Source organism: Sphingobacterium sp. 40-24, from assembly GCF_001899705.1.
In the GTDB taxonomy this organism is placed as follows: domain Bacteria; phylum Bacteroidota; class Bacteroidia; order Sphingobacteriales; family Sphingobacteriaceae; genus Sphingobacterium; species Sphingobacterium multivorum.
Genome location: NZ_MKWH01000032.1, coordinates 1 through 21773 on the forward strand (window position 1 = coordinate 1; position 21773 = coordinate 21773).

Below are 21773 nucleotides of genomic sequence, written 5' to 3' on the forward strand. Positions count from 1 at the left end.
TCGGCGTCTTGCAAGGGATATCTGTATTAAAGATGCTAAACTAGGAAATTTTTAATATTCCCCCAAGAAGTCTGCTTGATCCGCATTTGTTTAGTTGGCTGAGAACTTATCAAATTAAAAAAGGCAGATCATTTGATCTGCCTTTTTGGGTAAGTAATCGGGCTCGAACCGACGACCCCTAGAACCACAATCTAGTGCTCTAACCAACTGAGCTATACCTACCGTGATTTTGATGATACAAAAGTACGATTAAACCCTATTCCCTCCAAATATTTGACTGAAAAAAAACAGCGTTTAAAGTCAACTGGGTGAAGATTAGTTTATTAAATTTTAATAAAAAACATCTAAAGGGCTGCATTTCGATAATGCCATGCATTTGGCTGCTCCAAATTTGTCATTTGTGTCCAATTTTTAATAAAAAAGGCGGTTACTATTAAAGAGACCGCCTTTTTTATTAGAAGGAATACCCTTAAATCATTTCTACACTTCTCTTCACAAAAGATGTCAGATCTGCTCCAGACAATAGACCTCTGGATAAGAGTGCTAAATCAAAAGCTTGTTTTGCCAGTTTTGAACCTTCTTCGTCTGATGACGATAAAATTCTTTTGATCAGCGGATGGTTCCCATTGACTGTTACCTTATAATTATCGGGCAATGAACCATAAAAATTCATGCCACCACCTGTCTTGGCCATATCTTTCATTCGACGCATAAATTCATCAATTGTTACCGATACAGGCAGGTCACCTTCATTTAATGCGTCAACTTCAACTTTCATATCTTGGCGCGAAATTGCTTTTTCGAAAACCTCCAGCGCTTTTTTGGATTCTTCTTCCGAAAGGGCAAGTTCGACCTTTTCGTCTTTTTGGATCAATTTATCGATAACGTCAGCATCCACACGTTTCAATTGAACCTTTTCACCGCCCTTTTGCTCCAAATAAGCAGCAAAGTGTGTATCCAATGGCCCATCAAGCATCAAAACATCATAACCTTTGTTTAATGCCGTTTGGATAAAGCCATCTTGTTGAGCGGCGTCATGTGTATATAAGTAGACAATGTTACCATCTTTATCTACCTGGATATCTTTGACCTTTTCGTAATACTCTTTAATGGTGAAGCTTTGGTTACCTGTGTTTTTTACTAGACAGAAGTCATTTGCTTTTTCAGCAAATTTCTCATCGCTAAGCATACCGTATTTGATAAATAAACCGATATCCGTCCATTTCTCTTCAAATCCCTTACGGTCGGTCTTAAATATTTCGTTCAATTTGTCAGCCACCTTTTTGGTGATATAACTGTTGATTTTTTTTACGTTACTGTCTGCCTGTAAAAATGAACGGGATACGTTTAATGGAATGTCCGGTGAATCAATTACCCCATGAAGTAACATCAAGAATTCAGGAACAATATCTTTCACCTCGTCGGTGATAAACACTTGTCGAGAATAGAGTTTGATTTTATTACGCTGGATTTCCAGTTCATTTTTAACTTTAGGGAAGTAGAGGATACCTGTCAGGTTGAATGGGTAATCAACATTGAGGTGTATCCAAAACAAAGGTTCATCCATTGAATATGGATAGAGTTCGCGGTAGAAGGCTAGATAATCTTCGTCTTTTAATTCAGACGGTGATTTTGTCCAGGCTGGATTGGTATTATTGATGATATTATCTACCTCTACAGATTTGTATTTTGGTTTTCCTTCTTCGTCTTCACCGTCCTGTTCAGAATTTGTTTTGGTGCCAAAACGGATTGAAACAGGAAGAAATTTAGCATACTTATCTAAAATGTCCTGTAGTCGTGCCTGGCTTAAAAATTCTGTTGATTCTTCATTAATATGTAAGATGACGTCGGTACCACGTGTGGTTCTTGAGCCCGTAGAAATTTCGTAAGATGTACTACCATCGCAAGTCCAATGAGCAGGTTCTGCGCCATCTTGATAGGATAAAGATTGGATTTCTACGGTATCGGCTACCATAAATGCGGAATAGAAGCCTAAACCAAAGCGACCAATGATTTCATTTGCGTCATTTGCCTCCTTGAATTTTTCCATGAACTCTGTTGCTCCTGAGAAAGCGATCTGGTTGATGTATTTTTTTATTTCATCGGCTGTCATACCAATACCATTATCGGAAATAGTGATGGTCTTGGCCGCTTCATCAAATTTTACGTCTACAATCAATTCTCCTGTTTCCCCTTGGTATTGACCCAAAGAAGCCAGACGTTTGATTTTTTGAGAAGCATCAACGGCATTAGATACCAGTTCACGCAAGAAAATTTCATTATCAGAGTATAAGAACTTTTTGATTACGGGAAATATATTCTCCGTGTGAATTGAAATACTACCTTTTTCTGGATTCATAATTTGTATGTCGCTATTTTAATTTTATGATTTGTTTAAAACATACAATCAGTGTTCCAAATCGTCCCTACAGGACATGATGGCAGAAAATCGCCTATTTTGTCATAGGCTCATTCGGTGATTTACGGACTCGTAAAGCAAACTGTCATATAGCGTAAGTCCCTTTCGCTAATTTAGGCCTGGGCTCTGTGGGAAGTTGGCGACATGTGCATATTTGGGACCTAATCCAATGATGGCATCCTTCCATAGCAATTCGCCATTACCTTCAAAAATGAGCTGATGGTGGTATTTGTTTTGTACAGCCCAGCTATTTTCTTTGATTTCGCCGTCCAACTGACCAGCAGACCATCCAGAATATCCGATAAAGAATTTTAATTCGTCAGGTTTTATGCTATCGGTTTGTATGGCTTCAATAAGCTTTTCTTCATCGCCTCCAAAATAGATTCCAGGAGCCACTTCCTCGCCACTTAGCAGTAAATCAAAACGGCTATGTACAAAAAAAAGACTTTCCTGAGCCACAGGACCACCGACGTAGATGGGGAAATTGCAATTCGGTATAGCTTCCAATAATTGGCCTATGCGAACATTGGTTTGATTATTTAGGACAAATCCGAGGGAACCCTCTGTATTGTATTCACATAACAATATCACGGATCTGAGGAATCTAGGGTCTAGCATAAATGGCTCGGAAATCAATAGACTTCCTTTTTGTGGGTTTAGTTCGGTAAACATATAGCGCGAATTTTAATTATTTATTGAATTTAATCTTTTTTATTTAATCTATGCGAGATTTGTGCCAAAATTGAGATTTTGTCAATTTCTACTAACTTTATAGAGAAAAAGCAATGATTTTAGTAAGTTTGTGGGATATAAAAACAGGTTTCTATGTCCATTCAACATAAAGATATTGCAGCAATCAGACAGGATTACGTATTAGGTAGCCTATCTGAATCGGATGTGGATCGTAATCCAGTCCACCAGTTTAAAAAATGGTTTGATGAGGCTATTCACAGCGAGGTAATCGAGCCTAATGCCATGGTGCTTTCAACGGTGTCATCCGATCAATTACCTTCCTCGCGAGTTGTTTTATTGAAGGACATTGTAGCTGAAGGACTGGTCTTTTTTACAAATTATGAAAGCCGTAAAGGGGAAGACATGAAAGCGAATCCGCATGTTGCCATGTTGTTTTTTTGGCCTGAATTACAAAGGCAGGTCCGAATTGAAGGTGTTATTGATTTTGTAAGTGAGGCCGATTCCGATGAATATTTCCAATCGCGCCCAAAAGCAAGCCGTATCGGTGCACTAGCATCCCCGCAGAGCCATGAAATCCCCAACCGTAGTTTTTTGGAAAACAGGGTAGAAGCACTCGAAAACCAATACAATGGAAGCGATTCTGTACCGAGACCGTCACATTGGGGTGGCTATCTGTTGAAACCGATTTATTTTGAGTTTTGGCAGGGGCGTGCAAGCCGGCTACATGATCGCATAGTCTATAAAAAGGTGTCGGATTCCTGGAAGATTACGCGTATAGCTCCATAAATATGACATTTGACGAAATTAAATCGATGCTTGTTTCCAAATTTGGAACTCAACTTATTCTTAAAGAAGATCGCAATGGGCTGCAGCCTGCACTATTTATAGATAAAGCAGATATTGTAGCTGTTTGTTTATTCCTCCGGGATACCGAAGGCCTATATTTTGATTTTTTAAGCAACCTTACTGCAGTGGATTATCAAACGCATTTTACCATTGTCTACCATTTAAATTCCTTGCCGTATCAACACAGTTTGGTCTTAAAAGTTGAGTTGTCTGGTCATCGTTCGCTGGATGAACTACCGGAGATTCCTTCGCTTACTTCGGTGTGGCGCACGGCAGACTGGCATGAGCGCGAAGCATTTGACCTGATGGGGATTTATTTTGAGGGACATCCGGACCTTAGAAGGATTTTGCTGCCTGACGATTGGGAGGGCTATCCTTTACGGAAGGATTATGAGGAAGCGGAGAAATATCATGGCATTCATATTAATTGATAGAAATGGCGAATCCAAAATATAAAGAGGCATTACTGCGCTATGAAAAACACCTTACAGAGATCTCAAGTCAGGAAATGGTGTTGAATATGGGACCTCAGCACCCTTCGACACATGGTGTGCTTCGGTTACAACTGATTACAGACGGAGAGATCGTGAAAGAGGTTGTTCCACATTTGGGTTATCTGCATCGTTGTTTCGATAAGCATGCTGAATCGTTGAATTATGCAAAGACAATTCCTTTTACCGATCGCTTGGACTATTTAGCTTCGATGAATAATAGCCATGCTTTCGTTATGGGAGTTGAACGTATGCTTGGCCTTGACAGCAAAATACCTAAAAGAATAGAGTACATTCGGGTTTTGGTCTGTGAACTCAACCGAATAGCATCCCACCTGATTGCTATTGGTACATATGGTATTGATATCGGTGCCACAACGCCATTTTTGTGGTGTTTTAGGGATCGTGAACATATCATGAATATGTTGGAATGGGCCTCAGGTTCCAGGATGCTGTACAACTATATCTGGGTAGGCGGGTTATTTTATGATTTGCCCGTTGGCTTTGAAGAGCGCTGTACAGAATTTATCACGTATTTCAAACCTAAATTGGTCGAACTGGATGAGATATTGACACAGAACCAAATATTTATTTCCCGTACGGCTAAAATAGGTGTACTTCCTGCTGATGTAGCCATAAATTATGGTGTATCGGGACCTATGCTGCGTGCTTCGGGAATAAAATGGGATTTGAGACGCATAGATGGTTATTCTGTCTACCCGGAAATTGATTTCGAGATACCTGTGGGAAAAGGTGAAATGGGGGCAATCGGTGATTGCTGGGATCGTTATAAAGTTAGGATGGACGAAGTCAAGGAATCGGTTCGCATTGTCGAGCAATGCCTTGAACGACTACAGAAAGACTTTAAACGTACGGCCGAATTTGATCCGCGCGCTTTGGTCCCGAAGAAAGTGAACCTGAAAACTCAGGACTACTATGTCCGTGCTGAAAATCCGAAAGGAGAATTAGGGTTTTATTTTGTCACAAAAGATAAATCAGATATCCCGTTGCGGGTCAAGTCAAGGGGCCCAAGCTTTAATAACCTTTCGGTGATTTCAGAACTTGGAAAAGGGGTGCTGATTGCTGATTTAATTGCGATCCTAGGATCGATTGATATCGTTTTGGGTGAGGTTGATCGTTAGATTGCGGTAGTGCGCATGTTTTATAAACGATTTAGCAAAATAAAATAGAGATTGTATTGAAAATGTTGCATAAAAACGCAATTAAATTTGTAATTGAAAGCAATTTTCATCATATTTGCAGTCTCATAATTTAAGTTTATAATTGGTTAATGAAAGCTCGTTACTCCCAAAGTAACGGGCTTCTCTTTTTTATGGCGTGCAATCTATTGATGCTGTGCATTTATGATACTGGTGTGTTGGTTTGAGCTTGAAGGGTTTACTGCCTTTTCTCGCGAGTATTGTTGATTATCCTGTAGATTTCATCGAATTCCTGTACTAGAATTTAACGTAAATGATTACCTTTACTGGTCTTAAATATAAAAAAGTGACGGATAGTTTAGTTATCATTCCAACATATAATGAAAAGGAAAATATTGAAAAAATCATTCGCAAAGTTTTTTCCTTATCACACGCATTTGATATTCTAATTGTAGACGATGGTTCGCCCGATGGGACGGCTACAATCATCAAGAATTTACAGGTTAATGAATTTTCTGGCCGTTTGTTTATCGAAGAGCGAACCGGGAAGCTGGGTTTAGGAACAGCGTATATCCATGGATTTAAATGGGCGCTATCCCGCGAACATTACCGCTATATTTTCGAAATGGATGCAGATTTCAGCCACAATCCAGAGGATTTACTTCGTTTACGGCAGGCTTGTGCGGATGGTGCAGACATGAGCATAGGTTCGCGTTATATCAAGGGCGTGAATGTTGTCAATTGGCCGATGAGCCGTGTGTTGATGTCCTATTTTGCTTCAGTATATGTTCGTTTTATAACGGGAATAAATATCCAGGATGCTACCGCAGGATTTGTTTGTTTCACCAGGGAAGTCCTGAGGACAATCCCACTCGAAAAGATTAAGTTTGTAGGGTATGCTTTCCAGATTGAAATGAAATTCACCGCCATAAAATATGGCTTTGATGTAGTCGAAGTACCCATTATATTCACAGATCGGACCGAAGGCACATCAAAGATGAGCACAAGTATCTTTAAGGAAGCTTTTTTTGGAGTTATCCAATTGAAATTAGGAAGTATCGGAAAGCGGTACAAGAGAAATTAAAAGATCGCTACAATGAACGAGAATTTAGATCCAAATCCAGACCGTCTGAGCAACACAGATCGTGATATTGAACGGGCATTGCGGCCTCAGGCTTTTGAAGATTTTACAGGTCAGGCTAAAATATTAGAGAACCTCAATATTTTTGTGAAGGCAGCCAGGCTGAGAGGCGAGGCGCTGGATCACGTTTTGCTACATGGCCCCCCAGGCTTAGGAAAGACGACCTTATCCCATATCATTGCTAATGAGATGGGTGTTGGCATTAAAATTACTTCGGGACCTGTATTGGATAAACCGGGTGATCTTGCAGGATTATTGACAAATCTCGAAGAAGGGGATGTCTTGTTTATCGATGAGATCCACCGTTTAAGCCCTTTAGTAGAAGAATATCTCTATTCGGCAATGGAAGATTTTAAAATCGACATTATGCTGGAAACAGGGCCGAATGCACGGTCTGTGCAGATCTCCCTTAATCCGTTTACCCTGATCGGGGCAACAACACGCTCAGGGCTTTTGACTGCTCCTTTGCGTGCGCGCTTTGGAATTAATTCACGCCTACAATATTATGATGCAAAACTCCTGACAACTATCGTGTTGCGTTCGGCACATATCTTAAACACACCGATTTCTGATGAAGGTGCCTATGAGATTGCACGAAGGAGCAGAGGTACACCCCGGATAGCCAATGCTTTACTGCGCCGTACACGGGATTTTGCACAGATAAAGGGTAACGGAAGCATCGATAAAGAAATAGCGAAATATGCTTTGCACGCGCTTAATGTGGATGAAAATGGTTTAGACGAGATGGACAACAAAATCTTAACGACTATTATAGACAAATTTAAAGGTGGACCTGTCGGTTTAAAAACTGTAGCCACAGCAGTTGGGGAGGATGAAGGTACGATTGAGGAAGTCTACGAACCCTTTCTGATTCAAGAAGGATACATTATGCGGACCTCGCGGGGTCGCGAATGTACCGAGGCTGCTTATAAGCATTTGGGCCGTGTCAATCACTCGAAAGGAAATACATTGTTTTAATCGCGAATAGAAACGATACTTTAACTTTTCTGCTGAATAATTTTATTGGTCCGGCTCATTAGGGCTGGACTCGGTTTTGTTCGTTGAAAATAGCTTATCTGAGCCTGTAACTCCTCATGTATCCAAGGGTACTTTTTTCGTAGGTTATTTAAGATGTCCAGGCAGTTGACCAATACAGCGACAGGACATGCAGGTTCGATCATCCATTGGAAGGAATGCTCGATAATTTCTTCTTCTATCTCATTTTGAAGTGTATATTCTTTATTTTTTTTAGATGTTAAAAATAATAGAATTTTAGTATAGCTTCTAAGACAACTCCAGTTTTTTTGTTTTTTTAAATTGTTCAAGAATTGCGGGAGAACAGATTTTAGCAACGCTGTATTCTTTAAAACGATGGTTTCAAATACCCATGCGGCGCGAAAGGCAACCTTTTTATCCTTCTCTAAGGAGATGTTCAGCAGATCAGCCAGGGTTATTCCTTGGAGCATCTCCAAAGAAAAATCCGTTACCTCGAAAGATCTCAAGGTAACGGATAAAAATGCTAATTTTTCATTGTAGGTCATGTAACCGTTATTTTTGTGGCTTTCCTCGATTCATTTCAGTCATGTCAACTTCGTTCATCTTGGAATCACCCAATAGATATTGGCTAAAGTAATCGCCCATTTTCCAGAAGAAATACTCCGTCATATCGCCAAAGCCATGTCTTTGTCCAGGTAATAGCAGGAAATCAAATCTTTTGTTAGCCTTGATCAATGCGTCTACCATGCGAATTGAATTTGCCGGGTGCACATTGTTGTCAATGTCTCCTGTAGCGATAAGTAGTCTGCCTTTTAGGTTTTTTGCGAGCTCTGTATTTTTATTGATTTGGTAGGAGAATGTTGTATCGCCTTTAGCCGATACTTTTTCTGTCACCCCATGATGACGCTCACTCCACCAGCGGTTGTAAATCTGATTTTCATGGTTTCCGGCGCCAGACACCGCAACTTTAAAGAAGTCAGGGTAAACAAGCATCGCCGCTGTAGACATAAAACCACCGCCGGAGTGACCAGTTATACCAACGCGGTTAATGTCGATGTATTTATAACGATCTGCGAGCTGTTCCGCCGCTACTTTTTTATCTTCCAAACCATAATCGCGCAGATTGCCATATCCATAGGTATGATACCATTGCGAACGTGAAGGATGTCCACCACGGTTACCAACTGTGATGACGATAAAGCCAAACTGCGCTAGCCTGTCGATTCTGTCCATGCTTCTTCCAAAGGATTTATTGACAGCTTCGGTTTGAGGCCCAGGGTATACATATTCCACAATTGGATAAGTTCGGGTACTGTCAAAGTCAAATGGTTTGTACATGACCCCATAGAGATCCGTGGTGCCATCCCCAGCTTTCACTTTAAAAGGTTCTGGAAATTTGTAACCTGCAGCAAATAGCAAGGATAGGTCAGCTTTTTCCAGTGTCATTATTTTCTGTCCATTGCTATTGTATAAGACGGATTCAGGAGTCGTGTTTACTCTGGAGGAATTATTGACAAAATATCGGGAAGATTCGCTCACTTCCACTTGGTGGTCAAAGTTTCCTGGATTCAATAATTTAATTCCGGAACCATTTGTATTTACACTGTACTGATGTAGATAATAGGGGTCTTCGTTTTTCTCACGTCCCGATGCTGTAAAGTATAATGTTCCGGAAGCAGGGTCAAAGCCGGTAATTTCCTCCGTATGAAAAGCTCCTTTTGTAATTTGATTAATCAATTTTCCATTTGTGTCGTAGAGGTAGTAGTGGCCCCAGCCATCTCTTTCCGACCAATGAACTAATTGCTTCTTGTTTTCGATCAGGAATGGTTTTTGAACATCCAGATATACATTGGAACGCTCCTGGATAATATTGTTTACCGTACCATTTATATTGACCTTTAGGAGATCAATCCGTTTGAGGTCACGGCTAGAGCGTGAAATGTAAAACTCTTCGTTATTGCCCAGCCAATAGTTGGTAAAATAATCCTCTTTATAAGAATTTTTATCCGGGGTTTTTGTCCAGGTAGAGACGGTCTGATTTTTAAACGCAGCTATATTGATGCGGCGTGGAGTTTTTGCTGCCGCGTCGAAGATATATAGTTCAGTTTCTGTCGAATCGACTTCGCCTGGCATTTGGTATTTATAAGTTTCAAGTGTCGGCCGGGATGAGCCAACATTATTGATTACCCATAAGGGCTTTAGAGAACGGTTGTCCTTTCTGGTCAAGGTAAAATAACGTCCATCCGGAGACCAGCTGATCCATACCCGCTTGCGTTTAGTATCGTTGTCTTTATCTTTTTCCTCACCCGTAGTTGTGCTATATTCATCACCGCCCCAAGCATAATATTGCACCCCGTCTTTTGTTATCTGGTGCTCAACAATGGTGCTGTCTTTTTCATCCTTTACCGCTTTAAGATAGTTGGATTTGTCCATCCAATACAAGTTGTAATCTTTCGCAAAATAGACTGTATTGGTGTCAGGCGAGAATGTCGCCCAACCCAATGGCGGTTTTACCTTTGTCGAGTCGCTGATTTCTACCACAGACTGTGCTGCTAAGTCATATTCCAGATAAAATAGTTTCTTTTTGGTGGTATCGGACTTATTCTTGAGCTTTTGTATTTCATCTTTGGATTTCACCGTATCTTTGGTGCTCTGAATCTGAAACCTCAATTTTTTCTCATCTTTGGTAAATCGAAGGCCCTGTAATTCCAAATGTTGTGCATCTACAGGATTTTTAACGATTTTAGTAATTTGTGCGGCGAGGTTGTCGTTATTGAAAAGAAGTTCTTTCTTTTTCAGCGCAGGGTTTACAATGTACCAGTTTCTTCCCTGCGGACTTGCGTAATCATACCAAAAGCGATCGGAAAAATTGATCCAATTTGGTTTGATGCTGGTCGAAAAAATCATTTTCTTTAATTTTTCAGGGGAGAATTTTGCAGCCAGCTGATAATTTGACTTTATAGGGGCTTCCTTCGCCTGTTGTGCAGTGCTAACATAGGGCAATAAGCTCGCCGCTAGGATTAAGTAGTACTTATGCATTAATAATATAGATAATTGTATAATAATGGTTCTGAACGTAAAAATATCTATTATTAGGTTCTTTTGCGAATGATTCGTGTAATAATCCTATGATGGATAGAAGTTTTCATTGAAATTGACCAGAAAAAGTTCCTTTGTTGCTCGGGTAACCCCAGTGTATAACCATCTTAAAAATTCAAGATCCAACATATCATCGTTTATATAGCCCTGGTCAACAAACACGATTGGCCATTGACCGCCTTGTGCTTTATGGCAGGTAATTGCAAATGCAAATTTAATCTGAAGCGCATTATAATAAGGGTCTTTTTTGATTGCTTCGAGCCTGTCCTTCTTATCCATGATATCGGCATAATCCAAGGCAATCTCTTCGTAGAGAGCTTTTTGGCTTTCATAGGGCAGATTGGGGCCGTCTGTATAGAGGCTATCTAAGATAACGCGGCAGGTGATGGGTTCTATTTCGTCAATGTCTACAAATTCAAGTGTGACATCTGCAAATCGAAATCCATGCTGATCGTGGATGTTACTTACTTTTCGTACTTTGGCCATATCGCCATTTGCAATAAATCCATCGCCCATGTTGTTTTCCTGTAACCAGAAGTAGTTGTTTTTTACAACCATAATATAATCTCCGCCCGTCAGTTCCTCGTCCCGGAACAAAATTCGGTTCCTTATATTTTGGTTGTATAAATTTGCAGATCGATTTGAACGGCAGATAATCATGGTATTTTCGAGTCCATATTTGTCATATGCATAGTTTATACCTTCGATTAACCGTTCACCTGTCATTCTGTAAAGATCTTTAAATCCTTTTGTTATGAATTTTGGAAAAGGGAAGTCGTCTTGATCTTCTTCTGCCGAGGTTATCTCTTCGCGTATTTTGGTTGCATTGTACAATATACCGGAGTCTTTGGATTGGCGGACAACCGTGGTTAGCTCAAAAGGATAAACGCAAAGATGAAATTCACTTTCGAGATAGCTTGGGTTTAAGGCAGGACTATCCAGGAGTCCTACAGGAGGTAATTGAGCCGTATCTCCAACAAATAATAGGGTACAGTTCTTCCCCGATTGTACATAACGGATCAAGTCGTCCAACAGGCTTGCCGAAAATGCATTCACAGGTGCGTTGGATATCATTGAAGCTTCATCGATGATAAATAAAGTGTCTTCGTGCAGGTTCTCCGCCAAGGTGAAATCCAGCTGAAATGATACAGCAGATTTTTTTCGGTATATTTTTTTGTGTATTGTCAGTGCTTTGCGACCAGAATAATAGGTGATCACTTTTGCCGCCCTGCCTGTTGGCGCCAGCAGAACAGCCTTTTTCCGTAATGCAGGCAGCACTTTAACCAGCGCCGAAATTAATGTTGTTTTTCCCGTACCAGCGTATCCTTTAAGTACAAAGCAGGATTGCTTGTCAAAAGCGAGAAGAAATTCTTGCAATAATTCGAAAGCCTCCAACTGCTGTTCGGTGGCTTGCCATGGGAATTGCTGTATTAACAGATTTTTGATGAACACCCTCAAAGTTATTTAAAAGGTTTGTCTTATCCTCTAGAAAAAGCTATTTTTGCTCTAAGAAGTTTTAATTTTTACAATTCAGCGAATGAATTATATTTCAAAACAATTTAATATTCATTATTTACCGGAGTACAATCTTTTGGTCAAGGCTGGCTTTCAGAAGGATGTCTTGGCGGTGGTTGATAAAAAGTCGATCGCACCGATTTTGATCGAGTATCCGTCTGAGGAGCCAATTTTGGATGCCACACGGATTATGAGCCTTCCGTTTCGATTTGTCCGCGTTGTGATACCACATCAAACTTTTACGTTTATTCCAAAAGAATTTTTTCTGAGCGAAAATATCAGCGATTACCTACAGTTTTTAGGTACAACTGATCTTGAAAATACATTTAGCTATTCTTTAGATAATCTTAATTTAGTTGCTGTATACCAGTTTGATGGGCTTTTATTAAATAGGTGGAAGCGGTTGTTTCCTGATGCTGTTATACTTCCCGAATTTGCGGTTGTGCTTGATCGTGCCCAGGAGCGTGTATCTATTAGAGGGAGTGTGCTGGGGCTTCATTTTGTAGCTGAAAATACAGTTGATTTTTATCTGTTTAAAAACGGGGTTTTTCAGCTTTATAATAGTTTTGAAATTCATAATCTTGATGATATCAGCTACTTTATCCTTAATATTTTAACACAATTCAATCTAGGGGACTCCATCAATAAAGTGCTCCTTTCAGGAGAAATTCCAAATGAATCCTATTATAAACGTATCTCTACTTATGCGGGTGATATCGAAATATTGGATTTGAAGACAAAAGTCGTATTGGCGGATAGCGAGATCGAGTCAAATTTGACCCCATATAATGTATTGTTTGATTCTATACTATGCGAATAATCGGAGGTCGTTTAGGTGGTTTAAGGCTGAACCCACCAACCAATTTACCTGTGAGGCCAACCACGGATATCGCTAAGGAAGCGCTGTTTAATATTTTACAGAACCGACTGGATTTTGATAGTTTAAAGTGTCTGGATCTTTTTGCAGGAACAGGAAATATTAGTTTTGAGCTCGCATCGCGAGATGTGGAGTCAGTAGATGCAATAGATCTTCATTTCAAATGTGTGCAATATATCAATGAAACAGCCGGGAAGATGAAACTGGAGCAAATTAAAGCAAGGAAAGCCGATGTATTTAAGTTTATTGCCAGCTGTAAGAATACCTATGATTTTATTTTTGCAGACCCACCTTATGATATTCCTAAATTGCCACAATTGCCAAAATTAATTTTTGAACAGGAATTGCTGCATGAACATGGGCTCCTTGTTGTTGAGCATCCGTCAACAAGACAAATGGAAGATCATCCAAATTTTATAGAAACTAGAAAATACGGGTATTCATCATTTTCTTTTTACGCTAAGACTATCTAATATGAAAATTGCTGTTTTTCCGGGCTCTTTTGACCCCTTTACATTAGCTCATCAAGATCTTGTTGAGAGAGCAATGCCGCTATTTGATAAAATTATTATTGCAGTGGGCTATAACGCCAATAAAAAAGGAATGTTAGATCACGACGAACGGGTAGATTCAATTAGCCGTGTTTTTAACGATGTGAGTAGGGTTGAGGTGCATAAATATAAAGGTCTTACAGTAGATTTCTGTAAGCAAGTTAAAGCACGTTTTATATTGCGTGGGCTCCGAAATACCAATGATTTTGAATTTGAAAATGCAGTTGCTCAAAATAATTTGTTGCTCAATAATGATGTTGAAAGTTATTTTTTAATGAGTAGATCTGGAAAGGCTCATATTTCTTCATCCATTGTTAGAGACGTGTGGTTTAATGGAGGAGATATCAGTGCGATGGTGCCTGTTTCCATTTTATCCTTGCTGAATGAAAAAATAAGATAAGTTGCCTCGGGCTGAGAAAAAGTTATTGAAAAACAGGTGTTTATATTCGTTATCTAAATCATCTGTTTTCTTTATTTTAGAACAGCTCACTTTCTCCTATGCGGTATAGCCAAATATTATTTGGTAACTTGATTAGTATATTTTTAATGTTCTTATTTTCAATATACTAGATTGTTTTTTTGTGCTTTTGGTCTAGTAATCGCTTGCTTGGTTTAGGAGGTAATACTCTTCCGGTGTCAGCTTGATTTCTACAGCTCTGCTAAGTTCTTCGAGCTGCTGGATACTAGTTGCACTCACTATAGGCGCTGTAACTGAAGGCCTGTGTAAACTCCAGGCTAACGCTATAGCGGACATGCTAGCTTGTTGGATATGTGCTATCTCAGCCAAAACATCTAAAATGCGCAGGCCGCGGGTGTTAAACTTGTCTTTTAATGCGTCATAACGCTTGGCACCTTTGATGTCATCAATAGAGCGGTATTTACCCGAGAGGAAACCACTGGCAAGTGAATAATAGCTGATGACGCCAAGATGATTATCGAGGGCCAATTGTTCATACTGCTCTTCGTATTTCATCCGGTCGTAAAGGTTATATTCGGGCTGAATAGCGATATAATACGGTAAATTGTGGTCTTCGGCTATACGAAGGGATTCTGAAATCCGTTCTGGACTTAGGTTGGAAGCACCGATCCATTTTATTTTCCCATTCTGTATCAGGTGATGATAAGCCTCCAGTGTTTCATCGATTCCAGTTGTCAGATCATCGTGATGAGATTGATAAAGATCGATTGTGTCTACATTCAATCGCAGGAGTGAATCTTCCACAGATTTAATAATATACTCTTTTTTAAGATTAGGTTTACTATTGTCTATTCGACGTCCGCCGACTTTTGTTGCAATCTGAATTTTATCGCGAATATCTCTTTTGCTGATCCATTTGCCAATGATTGTTTCTGATTCTGACCCACTGTGTCCCGGCACCCAATGTGAATAGTTGTTGGATGTATCAATAAGACTGAATCCCATATCGATAAAAGCATCTAACAGGGCGAAAGATTGTTTCTCATCGACGGTCCAGCCAAATACATTTCCACCGAAAACAAGAGGTTTGAATTCAATTTCACTGTTTCCGAGTTTTACTTTTTCCATGATCATTTGATTGTTTTCTGATTAAAAATACGTAAAAAAGGTCGTTTTCAATCGTTCTATAGGGCAATGAAAAGTTTTTTTAAAATTTTCTCATTCATTTTCAATGAGTTTTAAAAATGATCAGTATAGTGATTTGGAATAATAAAAACTTTACTTACTTTTGCATCATCCCAAACGGATATGCCCGGATGGCGGAATTGGTAGACGCGCTGGTCTCAAACACCAGTGGGAAACCGTGCCGGTTCGACTCCGGCTCCGGGTACTAAAGCTTCTCAATCGAGAAGCTTTTTTTATTTACTGACTATTTTTTATACTTAGCTTAGCGTAGTTTCGCGCGGTTCCTTATTCATTTCCAAAATGAATGGTCTTATTCTTCTGGTTCTAAAACTTTTTTCCATTAAAATGTAATAGAAATAAAAAACACCACAATACAGCGTATTATGGTGTTACATGAATATGTGGTTTGATTAGTTTTTTGCTAAGACCATTTCTGGTTCTTCTTTTCCGCCATGACAGGTTTTACAGGAAATAGCTTTGGCAGGCGAGCTATCCCAGCTTCGATTAAAATACTTTTTGTTTATCTTTTGGGTCATCTTAATCATCGCTCGTCCAATCTCTTTTTTGTGGTTATCATCACTCGCAAAATCCATTTTTTTGGGATCTTCCTTCGACGGTGCATGACAGAAACCACATTTTACACCCAATGCGACATTAAATTCCTTCATAGTGGAAATCAATTCATCGTGGGAGATATTTTTGGGAAGAACTTTGAGATTAGTCGGTTTTGGTTCTTCTTTAGGTTTTTCCTGTTGGAAGCTAAATGCACTCAAAGCAATGGCAATAGCAAACACAGATGCAATTGCACCTAATTTATTTATTTTTTTCATTTCTCTTTTCCTTTATGCTTACCTAAATATAGGGAGAAAGAGATAATTTTCAAATAGAAAATGAAGTTAATATGACAATTTAGATTGATTATTATTTACGTACTGCATTATCCACAACCCAAGATTGGCTATTGGATTGATAATTAATTTTCAGCAACTTTCCTTCGATCTTCACGTCTTTTAAGAGTGTTGTATCAGTAGACGTCCAAGTGCTATCATTGGTTTTATCAAATCGAACGCCTGTAATATTTGGGATGCCTGTGAAAAACTCAATTTTATAGGTATCGGTACCATCTCGAAGCACCCGTATCAGGCGATTATCCCGGTCCACTTCAATGGAATTGCCTTGGTATTTAACACGACCGATAAAGCTGCCGGAAGCGTCCGCAGCACCACCTGTATTTTCATTTTTTTTACACGAGATAAATAAGATAACGAATAAAACGGACGAGACTAAAGGCTTAAACAACTTCATGTGTGTAATTTTTGTGCTAAAATAAGCTTTTTTGGCCAAAATCTCAATTGATCAATCCAGAAATGATGTTAATGGTCAATGCAACGACAAACGTATTTAAAGCAAAGGAGAGGAGGCCATGAAATAATGCTACTCTTCTTACTTTTTTTGACGATATTTCCACATCAGATACTTGAAAGGTACAGCCCATCACAAATGAAAAATAAGCAAAATCTAAATAATCTGGATGGTCATCTCCTGGAAACTCCAGTCCAGCTCCATTTGCGTGATGTTCGTAGTATAATCGCGCATAATGAAAGGTGTATAGGGTGTGAACCAATATCCATGAAGCCAACATGGCCAGCATACAAATAATGATAATGTAGGCATCATTCAGCTGTTTATCCTTACTTGATATGATAATCATTAATACTGAAATAAAACAGCCTATGGTCACTAAAATAATAAAAAGGGATACAAAGAGACGGCTGCCATCTTCTTGCTGTGCTTTGCGCGCAATGGTAGAAATAGGTGTGGTGTAGAATGTATACCAAGATATAGAAACGTAGGAAAGACAAAAACCAAACCAGCACAACATTAAATTGAGCAAGGGAATGGTTTTAATGGGAGAGATGAAGTAGATCAATAAAAAAATACAGACCGAAATCATTGCCCTATGAATGGATTGCATTCGATGTAGGTAATTGTTTATTTTTCCCATTTCAGTTCTATTAACAATCAAACTGTTCTTCTGCATCAAAAATCAATGGATTGCCATGATTGGAAAGCAGCAGTAATAGTGCCTCTTCCTCATAATTCCTTGGATTGGAAAAAATAAAATCCAGCGCGCCATCCCGGTCAATATCTCCAACAAATAATGTCCTCATAAATACATGGTCATATTGATCTACCTGGAAAAGTGTCTTTTCTTTACCTCCATTGGTTGCGCTATAGTTGAGTTTATAATTGGCAACCTCATGAAATACTTTCTCGTGACCGTTTTCGTCGGTTTGCACTTCAGTCGATCTAATATCACCCACTGCTTTGAGGGTAACTTTTTGGTTTTTAAAAGTATACTGGACAGATTCTTTTGGCCAGATTTCGGCTTGATTTATTTTGACATGTTCAATGAGACCAGGCTTAAGTCCGCTTAACTTCAAGAATAACAATGAATTTCTGCGTGATTCGACACTCTTAGACGGTACCTGAGCACACTCGTCAAAACCATCTTTAATCACATAATCCGCCTTTGCCAAGTAATATTGTCCACTTTCTTCGTAAAGATCATACCATTCTTTATTTAAGACAGCCGTTGGATCTTCCTTCTCCCAGATACGGTAACTACGAACAAGGAAAATCTGACCTTTAGCAGGGTCTGATTTTTGGTAAATAGAAGATGTTGTGTCATCCACAGTCGATACCGCTAAACTGTCTGATACTATTTTTGCATCAGGTCGATCTTGCTGTTGTTTTGTTGTCTGGTTTGAACATGCCTGCAGGGAGAGCAAACCCAATATCAGGCTGAGGGAAAAAAAAACATTCATATGCGGTGAATTTTGCTTAAATATATAAAATTCACCGTATATAAAGTAGTTTGGATTCTTACGTAATAATTTCTTTCAACAATGATAATGAATGGAGACACTTTTCATCATCAAAGATATAGGAAGTCGCCATGATCTCGTCCACTTTGTGATCGTTTACGAATTTTTCTATTTCCGGAAGGATTTTAGGGCCATCGCCAATAAATGCACAGGAAGCCATACTTTGCACAGCTTGCTCTATCGCGGGAATGCCTTTGTAGATTACCTCTTGAGTAGGTTCTGAAAGTGGTCTTCTGGTATTTGTCACAATACCAGCGAATAGATTATAGAAGCTTGTTGCTAAGAAATTGGCTTCTTCCGTACTATCGGCAGCGATAACATTGACACAAGAGATGAAATATGGTTTTTCTAAGGTATTAGAAGGAACAAAATTTTGATGATAGATCATGCTTGCTGAGGCAAACTGTGCCGGAGCAAAATGCGTTGCAAAAGCATATGGAAGACCTAAGCTAGCAGCTAAATAGGCACTATCGGTACTTGACCCGAGGATATAGAGTGGGATGTCCAATCCTTCTCCTGGAAACGCACGTACTTTTGCGTCGTAGTTGTCTCCACTGAAGTAGCGCTGTAAGTCTTTTACCTCTTGTGGAAACTGAAAGGCTGTATTCAAGTTGTTTCTGCGCAAAGCCATTGCGGTCAATTGATCAGTGCCCGGTGCACGTCCCAAACCGAGGTCAATACGCCCGGGAAACAAGGTTTCTAATGTTCCAAATTGCTCTGCAATGACTAAAGGAGCGTGATTTGGTAACATGATCCCACCAGAACCCACGCGTATAGAACTGGTGTTTGATGCGATATGTTGTATGAGGAGTGAGGTTGCTGAACTGGCAATATATTCCATATTATGATGTTCGGCAACCCATATCCTTTCAAAATCTAATTTTTCTACATGTTGGGCTATTTTTACGGTTCGAGCCAACGCGCTTGCTGTATTTTCTCCTTTTTTGATCGGAGCCAAGTCCAATGCTGATAACGCTATTTTATCCATGCATTAAAATTACAGAGAAGTTATTCGACAATTGTAATGAAAATGTCTATTCTAAAATGCGTTGTGTATGTATGACACTAAATTGATCATTCACGGTTGTCGTGAAAAATGTGAACGAATCACTAGCGTCTTTGATTTTAAATTTCTTTTTGATCTCTTCGGTCTTCAAGGGAAAATTTTTGGCGATGATATCGGAATTCAATGCTCTTTTATTTTTCTTAAAATCTGTAAATGATTCCACCTGTTTGATGATGAATGTTTTACCGGGAAAATTTTCGATCTTTTGATCGGAGGTGTAGAGATGGGTATTTTTATGGAGTTTTTTTACGTTGAATACTTCGGCAATAGTCTTAAATGCTCCGGCTTTGGAGAGAGCTACATCCGGTTCGTATAAATAGGATAGCGGCCTACTGTAGTCATTTGAAATTGCACGTTCATTTTCGTAAGTGAAAGATATAATCTGCTGTTGTTCTTGATATAACCTGACCGCGTGGATGCAAGGTTCAGCTTCGTATCCTTTCTCCTGCACGAAGATAAGTTCTTTGCAGTCATTTTGCAAAGAGACGACATAAACGTCCTTAACATGTTGCAGCATGTGTATTGCTGCAGAAATATCCAATAGTGGAGCTAGCTTACTTATTATTTTGTTGGTATGTTTGAAAAATTCATCTTGCAAGGCAACCAAATTAGGTTCACATTCATCAAGTAGAAACACTTTTTTGTTTTGAACTCTTCTTGAAGGATCCAAATAGATATAATCAAATCTTCTCTTTGGATCGTTTAGTATATATTCAACTCCATTTGCCGCAATGATCTGAAGATTTTCTGCTTTCAATATCTTTGCATTATGTTGGGTGATTGCAGCGAGTTCGGGATTGAGTTCGCAGGATGTTACTTGCTTTGCCCGTTTAGAGAAGTAAAAGCTATCAACACCGAAGCCACTGGTAGCATCAATTAAATGGCTGTTGTTTTCGATGAGTGAACTTTTAAATAATCCGGTTTTCTCGGAAGAACATTGTTCGAGATTGAGTTTGGTGGGGAAGTAAATCCCTGCTGTTTCGGCCCATAGTGGAATTTTGCCGCTCGCCCGTTGTCTACCATCGAGTTGTGCCGCGAGCTCGGAAGATGATATTCCTTCAAAAGGAGATTTTTTTAAAGCGATTTTAGTCGGAGACTCCAGTTTGTTTCGTTCTAAAAACTGTTGAGCCTCCTCTTGAAGGATTAATGTGTTCATTTATATTTTCTTAACGAGAAGTTGGCAAGTATAGGTATCCTTTAGTTCGCTAATAACTTCTTTATCAACCAAAACGCGATCAATGGTTTCTTGATTATAATAACGGATTGTAATGAGTTCTAGCCCAGATTCATACCTGACTTTGAATTTTTGCTCCAGTTCGTTAATTAAGTCGACTAGATTTTTTCCAGTATCATCGACGGAAACCGTAAAGTTGATCGCCGTATTATGCATCATATTAATTTTAATACGATGTTCATGAAATAGGTTGAAGATGTCTCTCAGATTGTCTTCAACGATAAATGAGAAATCCCTCGGGGAGATGGAAATAAAAATCTGGTTCACCTTAAAGATGAAGGAAGGCACAGGTAAAGTTTGGTTTGTACTCTTTATCATTGTTCCTGGTGAGTCAGGGTCCACAAAGGATCGCACATTTAATGCGATCTTTTTATTCTGAAGCGGCTTGATTGTTTTCGGGTGAATAACCGTAGCCCCATAATAGGTAAGCTCTATAGCATCGGTATAAGATAGCTCAGGAATCAACTCGGTTTTCTCAAACCACTTCGGATCCGCATTAAGTACACCTGGAACGTCTTTCCATATAGTTACATTTTCGGCATTTAGACAAGAAGCAAAAATTGCCGCAGAGTAATCGGAACCTTCACGGCCCAAAGTGGTTGTGAAATTTTCAGAGGTAGAACCTAAAAATCCCTGCGTAATTACAATATACTCGTCTAGGATGGCTGGCAGTTCGGCACGGATTTTTTCTTCCGTTTTGTTCCAGTCTACGACAGCTTCGCGATAGGTGTTGTCCGTAAATATATAATCTCGTGCATCTAGCCATTTTACCTTTTCACCAATGAATGCAACGTAGGCTGCAACAATCTTGGTGGAGATAAGTTCACCCATCGAAACAATTTGATCGAAAAGATAATCATATGAATCTTGAGGTTCTTCCTCTAAAATCCACTCGATCTCCACAAAGCAGTTGGAAATCTCATCAAATATAGGATGTTCAGCTTCAGGGAATAATTCTTGAAGGATTTGAAAGTGAAATGCTTTCGCCTCTTCAAGTGTCTGAAATTGGTTCCCCGTGTTGTTAAAATATTCTTTGGTCAATTTCTCTAGAAGGTTTGTTGTCTTTCCCATGGCGGATATGACGACTAACAAGGCGTCGCCTTTGTATTTAGAAATAATCCGCGCCGAATTTCTGACACTTTCAGCATCTTTTACTGATGCACCCCCAAATTTAAAAACCTGCATTTATTTATT

General features: G+C 39.3%; 21 protein-coding genes and 2 tRNA genes. 9 read left to right on the forward strand and 14 right to left on the reverse strand.

What is annotated here, in order from left to right; translation table 11 throughout:
- Positions 1–148 precede the first annotated feature (148 nt).
- The 3 genes from BGP15_RS11185 to BGP15_RS11195 all read right to left on the reverse strand — a co-directional run bounded on the left by BGP15_RS11185 (position 149) and on the right by BGP15_RS11195 (position 3091).
- Positions 149–222: transfer RNA gene (locus BGP15_RS11185), tRNA-His, on the reverse strand.
- Positions 223–469: 247 nt separating this feature from the next.
- Positions 470–2359 carry a molecular chaperone HtpG gene (htpG, locus tag BGP15_RS11190; protein WP_286769555.1) on the reverse strand — a complete coding sequence of 630 codons (1890 nt, stop codon included), beginning with the start codon at positions 2357–2359 and terminating at the stop codon, positions 470–472.
- 168 nt (positions 2360–2527) lie between these two features.
- Complete coding sequence (locus tag BGP15_RS11195) at positions 2528–3091, reverse strand: YqgE/AlgH family protein (protein ID WP_286769556.1); 564 nt, start codon at positions 3089–3091, stop codon at positions 2528–2530.
- A gap of 153 nt (positions 3092–3244) precedes the next feature.
- On the opposite strand from BGP15_RS11195, the gene pdxH reads away from it, so the two are divergent.
- The 5 genes from pdxH to ruvB all read left to right on the forward strand — a co-directional run bounded on the left by pdxH (position 3245) and on the right by ruvB (position 7728).
- On the forward strand, positions 3245–3898 hold the full coding sequence (gene pdxH / locus BGP15_RS11200; protein ID WP_070564556.1) for a pyridoxamine 5'-phosphate oxidase: 654 nt from the start codon (positions 3245–3247) through the stop codon (positions 3896–3898).
- A 2-nt stretch (positions 3899–3900) separates the two neighbouring features.
- Complete coding sequence (locus BGP15_RS11205) at positions 3901–4389, forward strand: NADH-quinone oxidoreductase subunit C (protein ID WP_286751866.1); 489 nt, start codon at positions 3901–3903, stop codon at positions 4387–4389.
- Between the two features lie 5 nt (positions 4390–4394).
- Positions 4395–5591, forward strand: a complete 1197-nt coding sequence (locus BGP15_RS11210) for an NADH-quinone oxidoreductase subunit D (RefSeq protein ID WP_502688438.1) — start codon at positions 4395–4397, stop codon at positions 5589–5591.
- 364 nt (positions 5592–5955) lie between these two features.
- Positions 5956–6693, forward strand: a complete 738-nt coding sequence (locus tag BGP15_RS11215; RefSeq protein ID WP_286769627.1) for a polyprenol monophosphomannose synthase — start codon at positions 5956–5958, stop codon at positions 6691–6693.
- Between the two features lie 12 nt (positions 6694–6705).
- The gene (gene ruvB, locus BGP15_RS11220) at positions 6706–7728 is read left to right on the forward strand and encodes a Holliday junction branch migration DNA helicase RuvB (protein WP_286769557.1); all 1023 of its coding nucleotides are present in this window, start codon (positions 6706–6708) and stop codon (positions 7726–7728) included.
- A 20-nt stretch (positions 7729–7748) separates the two neighbouring features.
- Here ruvB and BGP15_RS11225 read toward each other — a convergent pair whose 3' ends face one another.
- From BGP15_RS11225 to BGP15_RS11235, 3 genes are all read right to left on the reverse strand, one after another.
- The gene (locus BGP15_RS11225; RefSeq protein ID WP_070564232.1) at positions 7749–8291 is read right to left on the reverse strand and encodes a HEAT-like fold family protein; all 543 of its coding nucleotides are present in this window, start codon (positions 8289–8291) and stop codon (positions 7749–7751) included.
- A gap of 7 nt (positions 8292–8298) precedes the next feature.
- The gene (locus BGP15_RS11230) at positions 8299–10785 is read right to left on the reverse strand and encodes a S9 family peptidase (RefSeq protein ID WP_286769558.1); all 2487 of its coding nucleotides are present in this window, start codon (positions 10783–10785) and stop codon (positions 8299–8301) included.
- Between the two features lie 87 nt (positions 10786–10872).
- Positions 10873–12297, reverse strand: coding sequence for an ATP-dependent DNA helicase (locus tag BGP15_RS11235; protein ID WP_070564226.1), 1425 nt, complete (start codon positions 12295–12297; stop codon positions 10873–10875).
- 85 nt (positions 12298–12382) lie between these two features.
- On the opposite strand from BGP15_RS11235, the gene BGP15_RS11240 reads away from it, so the two are divergent.
- From BGP15_RS11240 to coaD, 3 genes are read left to right on the forward strand one after another with little or no spacing between them, the layout of a single operon-like run.
- Entirely contained in the window at positions 12383–13180 is a 798-nt protein-coding gene (locus BGP15_RS11240) for a DUF3822 family protein (RefSeq protein ID WP_286769559.1), read from the forward strand.
- Positions 13171–13710, forward strand: coding sequence for a 16S rRNA (guanine(966)-N(2))-methyltransferase RsmD (gene rsmD / locus BGP15_RS11245; RefSeq protein ID WP_112374789.1), 540 nt, complete (start codon positions 13171–13173; stop codon positions 13708–13710). Before BGP15_RS11240 ends, rsmD begins: the two co-directional genes overlap by 10 nt.
- A gap of 1 nt (position 13711) precedes the next feature.
- Complete coding sequence (gene coaD / locus BGP15_RS11250; protein WP_075992599.1) at positions 13712–14188, forward strand: pantetheine-phosphate adenylyltransferase; 477 nt, start codon at positions 13712–13714, stop codon at positions 14186–14188.
- A 192-nt stretch (positions 14189–14380) separates the two neighbouring features.
- On the opposite strand, the gene BGP15_RS11255 is transcribed toward coaD, so the two are convergent.
- The gene (locus BGP15_RS11255; RefSeq protein WP_286769560.1) at positions 14381–15334 is read right to left on the reverse strand and encodes an aldo/keto reductase; all 954 of its coding nucleotides are present in this window, start codon (positions 15332–15334) and stop codon (positions 14381–14383) included.
- A 182-nt stretch (positions 15335–15516) separates the two neighbouring features.
- On the opposite strand from BGP15_RS11255, the gene BGP15_RS11260 reads away from it, so the two are divergent.
- A tRNA-Leu gene (locus tag BGP15_RS11260) sits at positions 15517–15596 on the forward strand.
- A 205-nt stretch (positions 15597–15801) separates the two neighbouring features.
- Here the strand turns inward: BGP15_RS11260 and BGP15_RS11265 are convergent.
- The 7 genes from BGP15_RS11265 to BGP15_RS11295 form a co-directional block, all read right to left on the reverse strand.
- A complete protein-coding gene (locus BGP15_RS11265) occupies positions 15802–16221 on the reverse strand; it encodes a c-type cytochrome (protein WP_070564210.1) in 420 nt (139 codons plus the stop codon).
- A 91-nt stretch (positions 16222–16312) separates the two neighbouring features.
- Positions 16313–16696, reverse strand: coding sequence for a hypothetical protein (locus BGP15_RS11270; protein ID WP_115048675.1), 384 nt, complete (start codon positions 16694–16696; stop codon positions 16313–16315).
- A gap of 43 nt (positions 16697–16739) precedes the next feature.
- Entirely contained in the window at positions 16740–17396 is a 657-nt protein-coding gene (locus BGP15_RS11275; RefSeq protein WP_286769561.1) for a DUF1345 domain-containing protein, read from the reverse strand.
- Between the two features lie 10 nt (positions 17397–17406).
- Positions 17407–18219, reverse strand: coding sequence for a hypothetical protein (locus BGP15_RS11280; RefSeq protein ID WP_286769562.1), 813 nt, complete (start codon positions 18217–18219; stop codon positions 17407–17409).
- 58 nt (positions 18220–18277) lie between these two features.
- Complete coding sequence (locus tag BGP15_RS11285) at positions 18278–19267, reverse strand: LLM class flavin-dependent oxidoreductase (RefSeq protein ID WP_286769563.1); 990 nt, start codon at positions 19265–19267, stop codon at positions 18278–18280.
- Positions 19268–19313: 46 nt separating this feature from the next.
- Entirely contained in the window at positions 19314–20501 is a 1188-nt protein-coding gene (locus tag BGP15_RS11290; RefSeq protein WP_286751874.1) for a THUMP-like domain-containing protein, read from the reverse strand.
- Entirely contained in the window at positions 20502–21764 is a 1263-nt protein-coding gene (locus tag BGP15_RS11295) for an aspartate kinase (RefSeq protein WP_070564195.1), read from the reverse strand.
- Positions 21765–21773 lie beyond the last annotated feature (9 nt).

Bases quoted from the DNA above. Each gene is read 5' to 3' on its own strand.
- htpG (WP_286769555.1), bottom strand. From the start codon at position 2,359: ATGAATCCAGAAAAAGGTAGTATTTCAATTCACACGGAGAATATATTT.
- BGP15_RS11195 (WP_286769556.1), bottom strand. From the start codon at position 3,091: ATGTTTACCGAACTAAACCCACAAAAAGGAAGTCTATTGATTTCCGAG.
- pdxH (WP_070564556.1), top strand. From the start codon at position 3,245: ATGTCCATTCAACATAAAGATATTGCAGCAATCAGACAGGATTACGTA.
- BGP15_RS11205 (WP_286751866.1), top strand. From the start codon at position 3,901: ATGACATTTGACGAAATTAAATCGATGCTTGTTTCCAAATTTGGAACT.
- BGP15_RS11210 (WP_502688438.1), top strand. From the start codon at position 4,395: ATGGCGAATCCAAAATATAAAGAGGCATTACTGCGCTATGAAAAACAC.
- ruvB (WP_286769557.1), top strand. From the start codon at position 6,706: ATGAACGAGAATTTAGATCCAAATCCAGACCGTCTGAGCAACACAGAT.
- BGP15_RS11225 (WP_070564232.1), bottom strand. From the start codon at position 8,291: ATGACCTACAATGAAAAATTAGCATTTTTATCCGTTACCTTGAGATCT.
- BGP15_RS11230 (WP_286769558.1), bottom strand. From the start codon at position 10,785: ATGCATAAGTACTACTTAATCCTAGCGGCGAGCTTATTGCCCTATGTT.
- BGP15_RS11240 (WP_286769559.1), top strand. From the start codon at position 12,383: ATGAATTATATTTCAAAACAATTTAATATTCATTATTTACCGGAGTAC.
- rsmD (WP_112374789.1), top strand. From the start codon at position 13,171: ATGCGAATAATCGGAGGTCGTTTAGGTGGTTTAAGGCTGAACCCACCA.
- coaD (WP_075992599.1), top strand. From the start codon at position 13,712: ATGAAAATTGCTGTTTTTCCGGGCTCTTTTGACCCCTTTACATTAGCT.
- BGP15_RS11255 (WP_286769560.1), bottom strand. From the start codon at position 15,334: ATGGAAAAAGTAAAACTCGGAAACAGTGAAATTGAATTCAAACCTCTT.
- BGP15_RS11265 (WP_070564210.1), bottom strand. From the start codon at position 16,221: ATGAAAAAAATAAATAAATTAGGTGCAATTGCATCTGTGTTTGCTATT.
- BGP15_RS11270 (WP_115048675.1), bottom strand. From the start codon at position 16,696: ATGAAGTTGTTTAAGCCTTTAGTCTCGTCCGTTTTATTCGTTATCTTA.
- BGP15_RS11275 (WP_286769561.1), bottom strand. From the start codon at position 17,396: ATGGGAAAAATAAACAATTACCTACATCGAATGCAATCCATTCATAGG.
- BGP15_RS11280 (WP_286769562.1), bottom strand. From the start codon at position 18,219: ATGAATGTTTTTTTTTCCCTCAGCCTGATATTGGGTTTGCTCTCCCTG.
- BGP15_RS11285 (WP_286769563.1), bottom strand. From the start codon at position 19,267: ATGGATAAAATAGCGTTATCAGCATTGGACTTGGCTCCGATCAAAAAA.
- BGP15_RS11290 (WP_286751874.1), bottom strand. From the start codon at position 20,501: ATGAACACATTAATCCTTCAAGAGGAGGCTCAACAGTTTTTAGAACGA.
- BGP15_RS11295 (WP_070564195.1), bottom strand. From the start codon at position 21,764: ATGCAGGTTTTTAAATTTGGGGGTGCATCAGTAAAAGATGCTGAAAGT.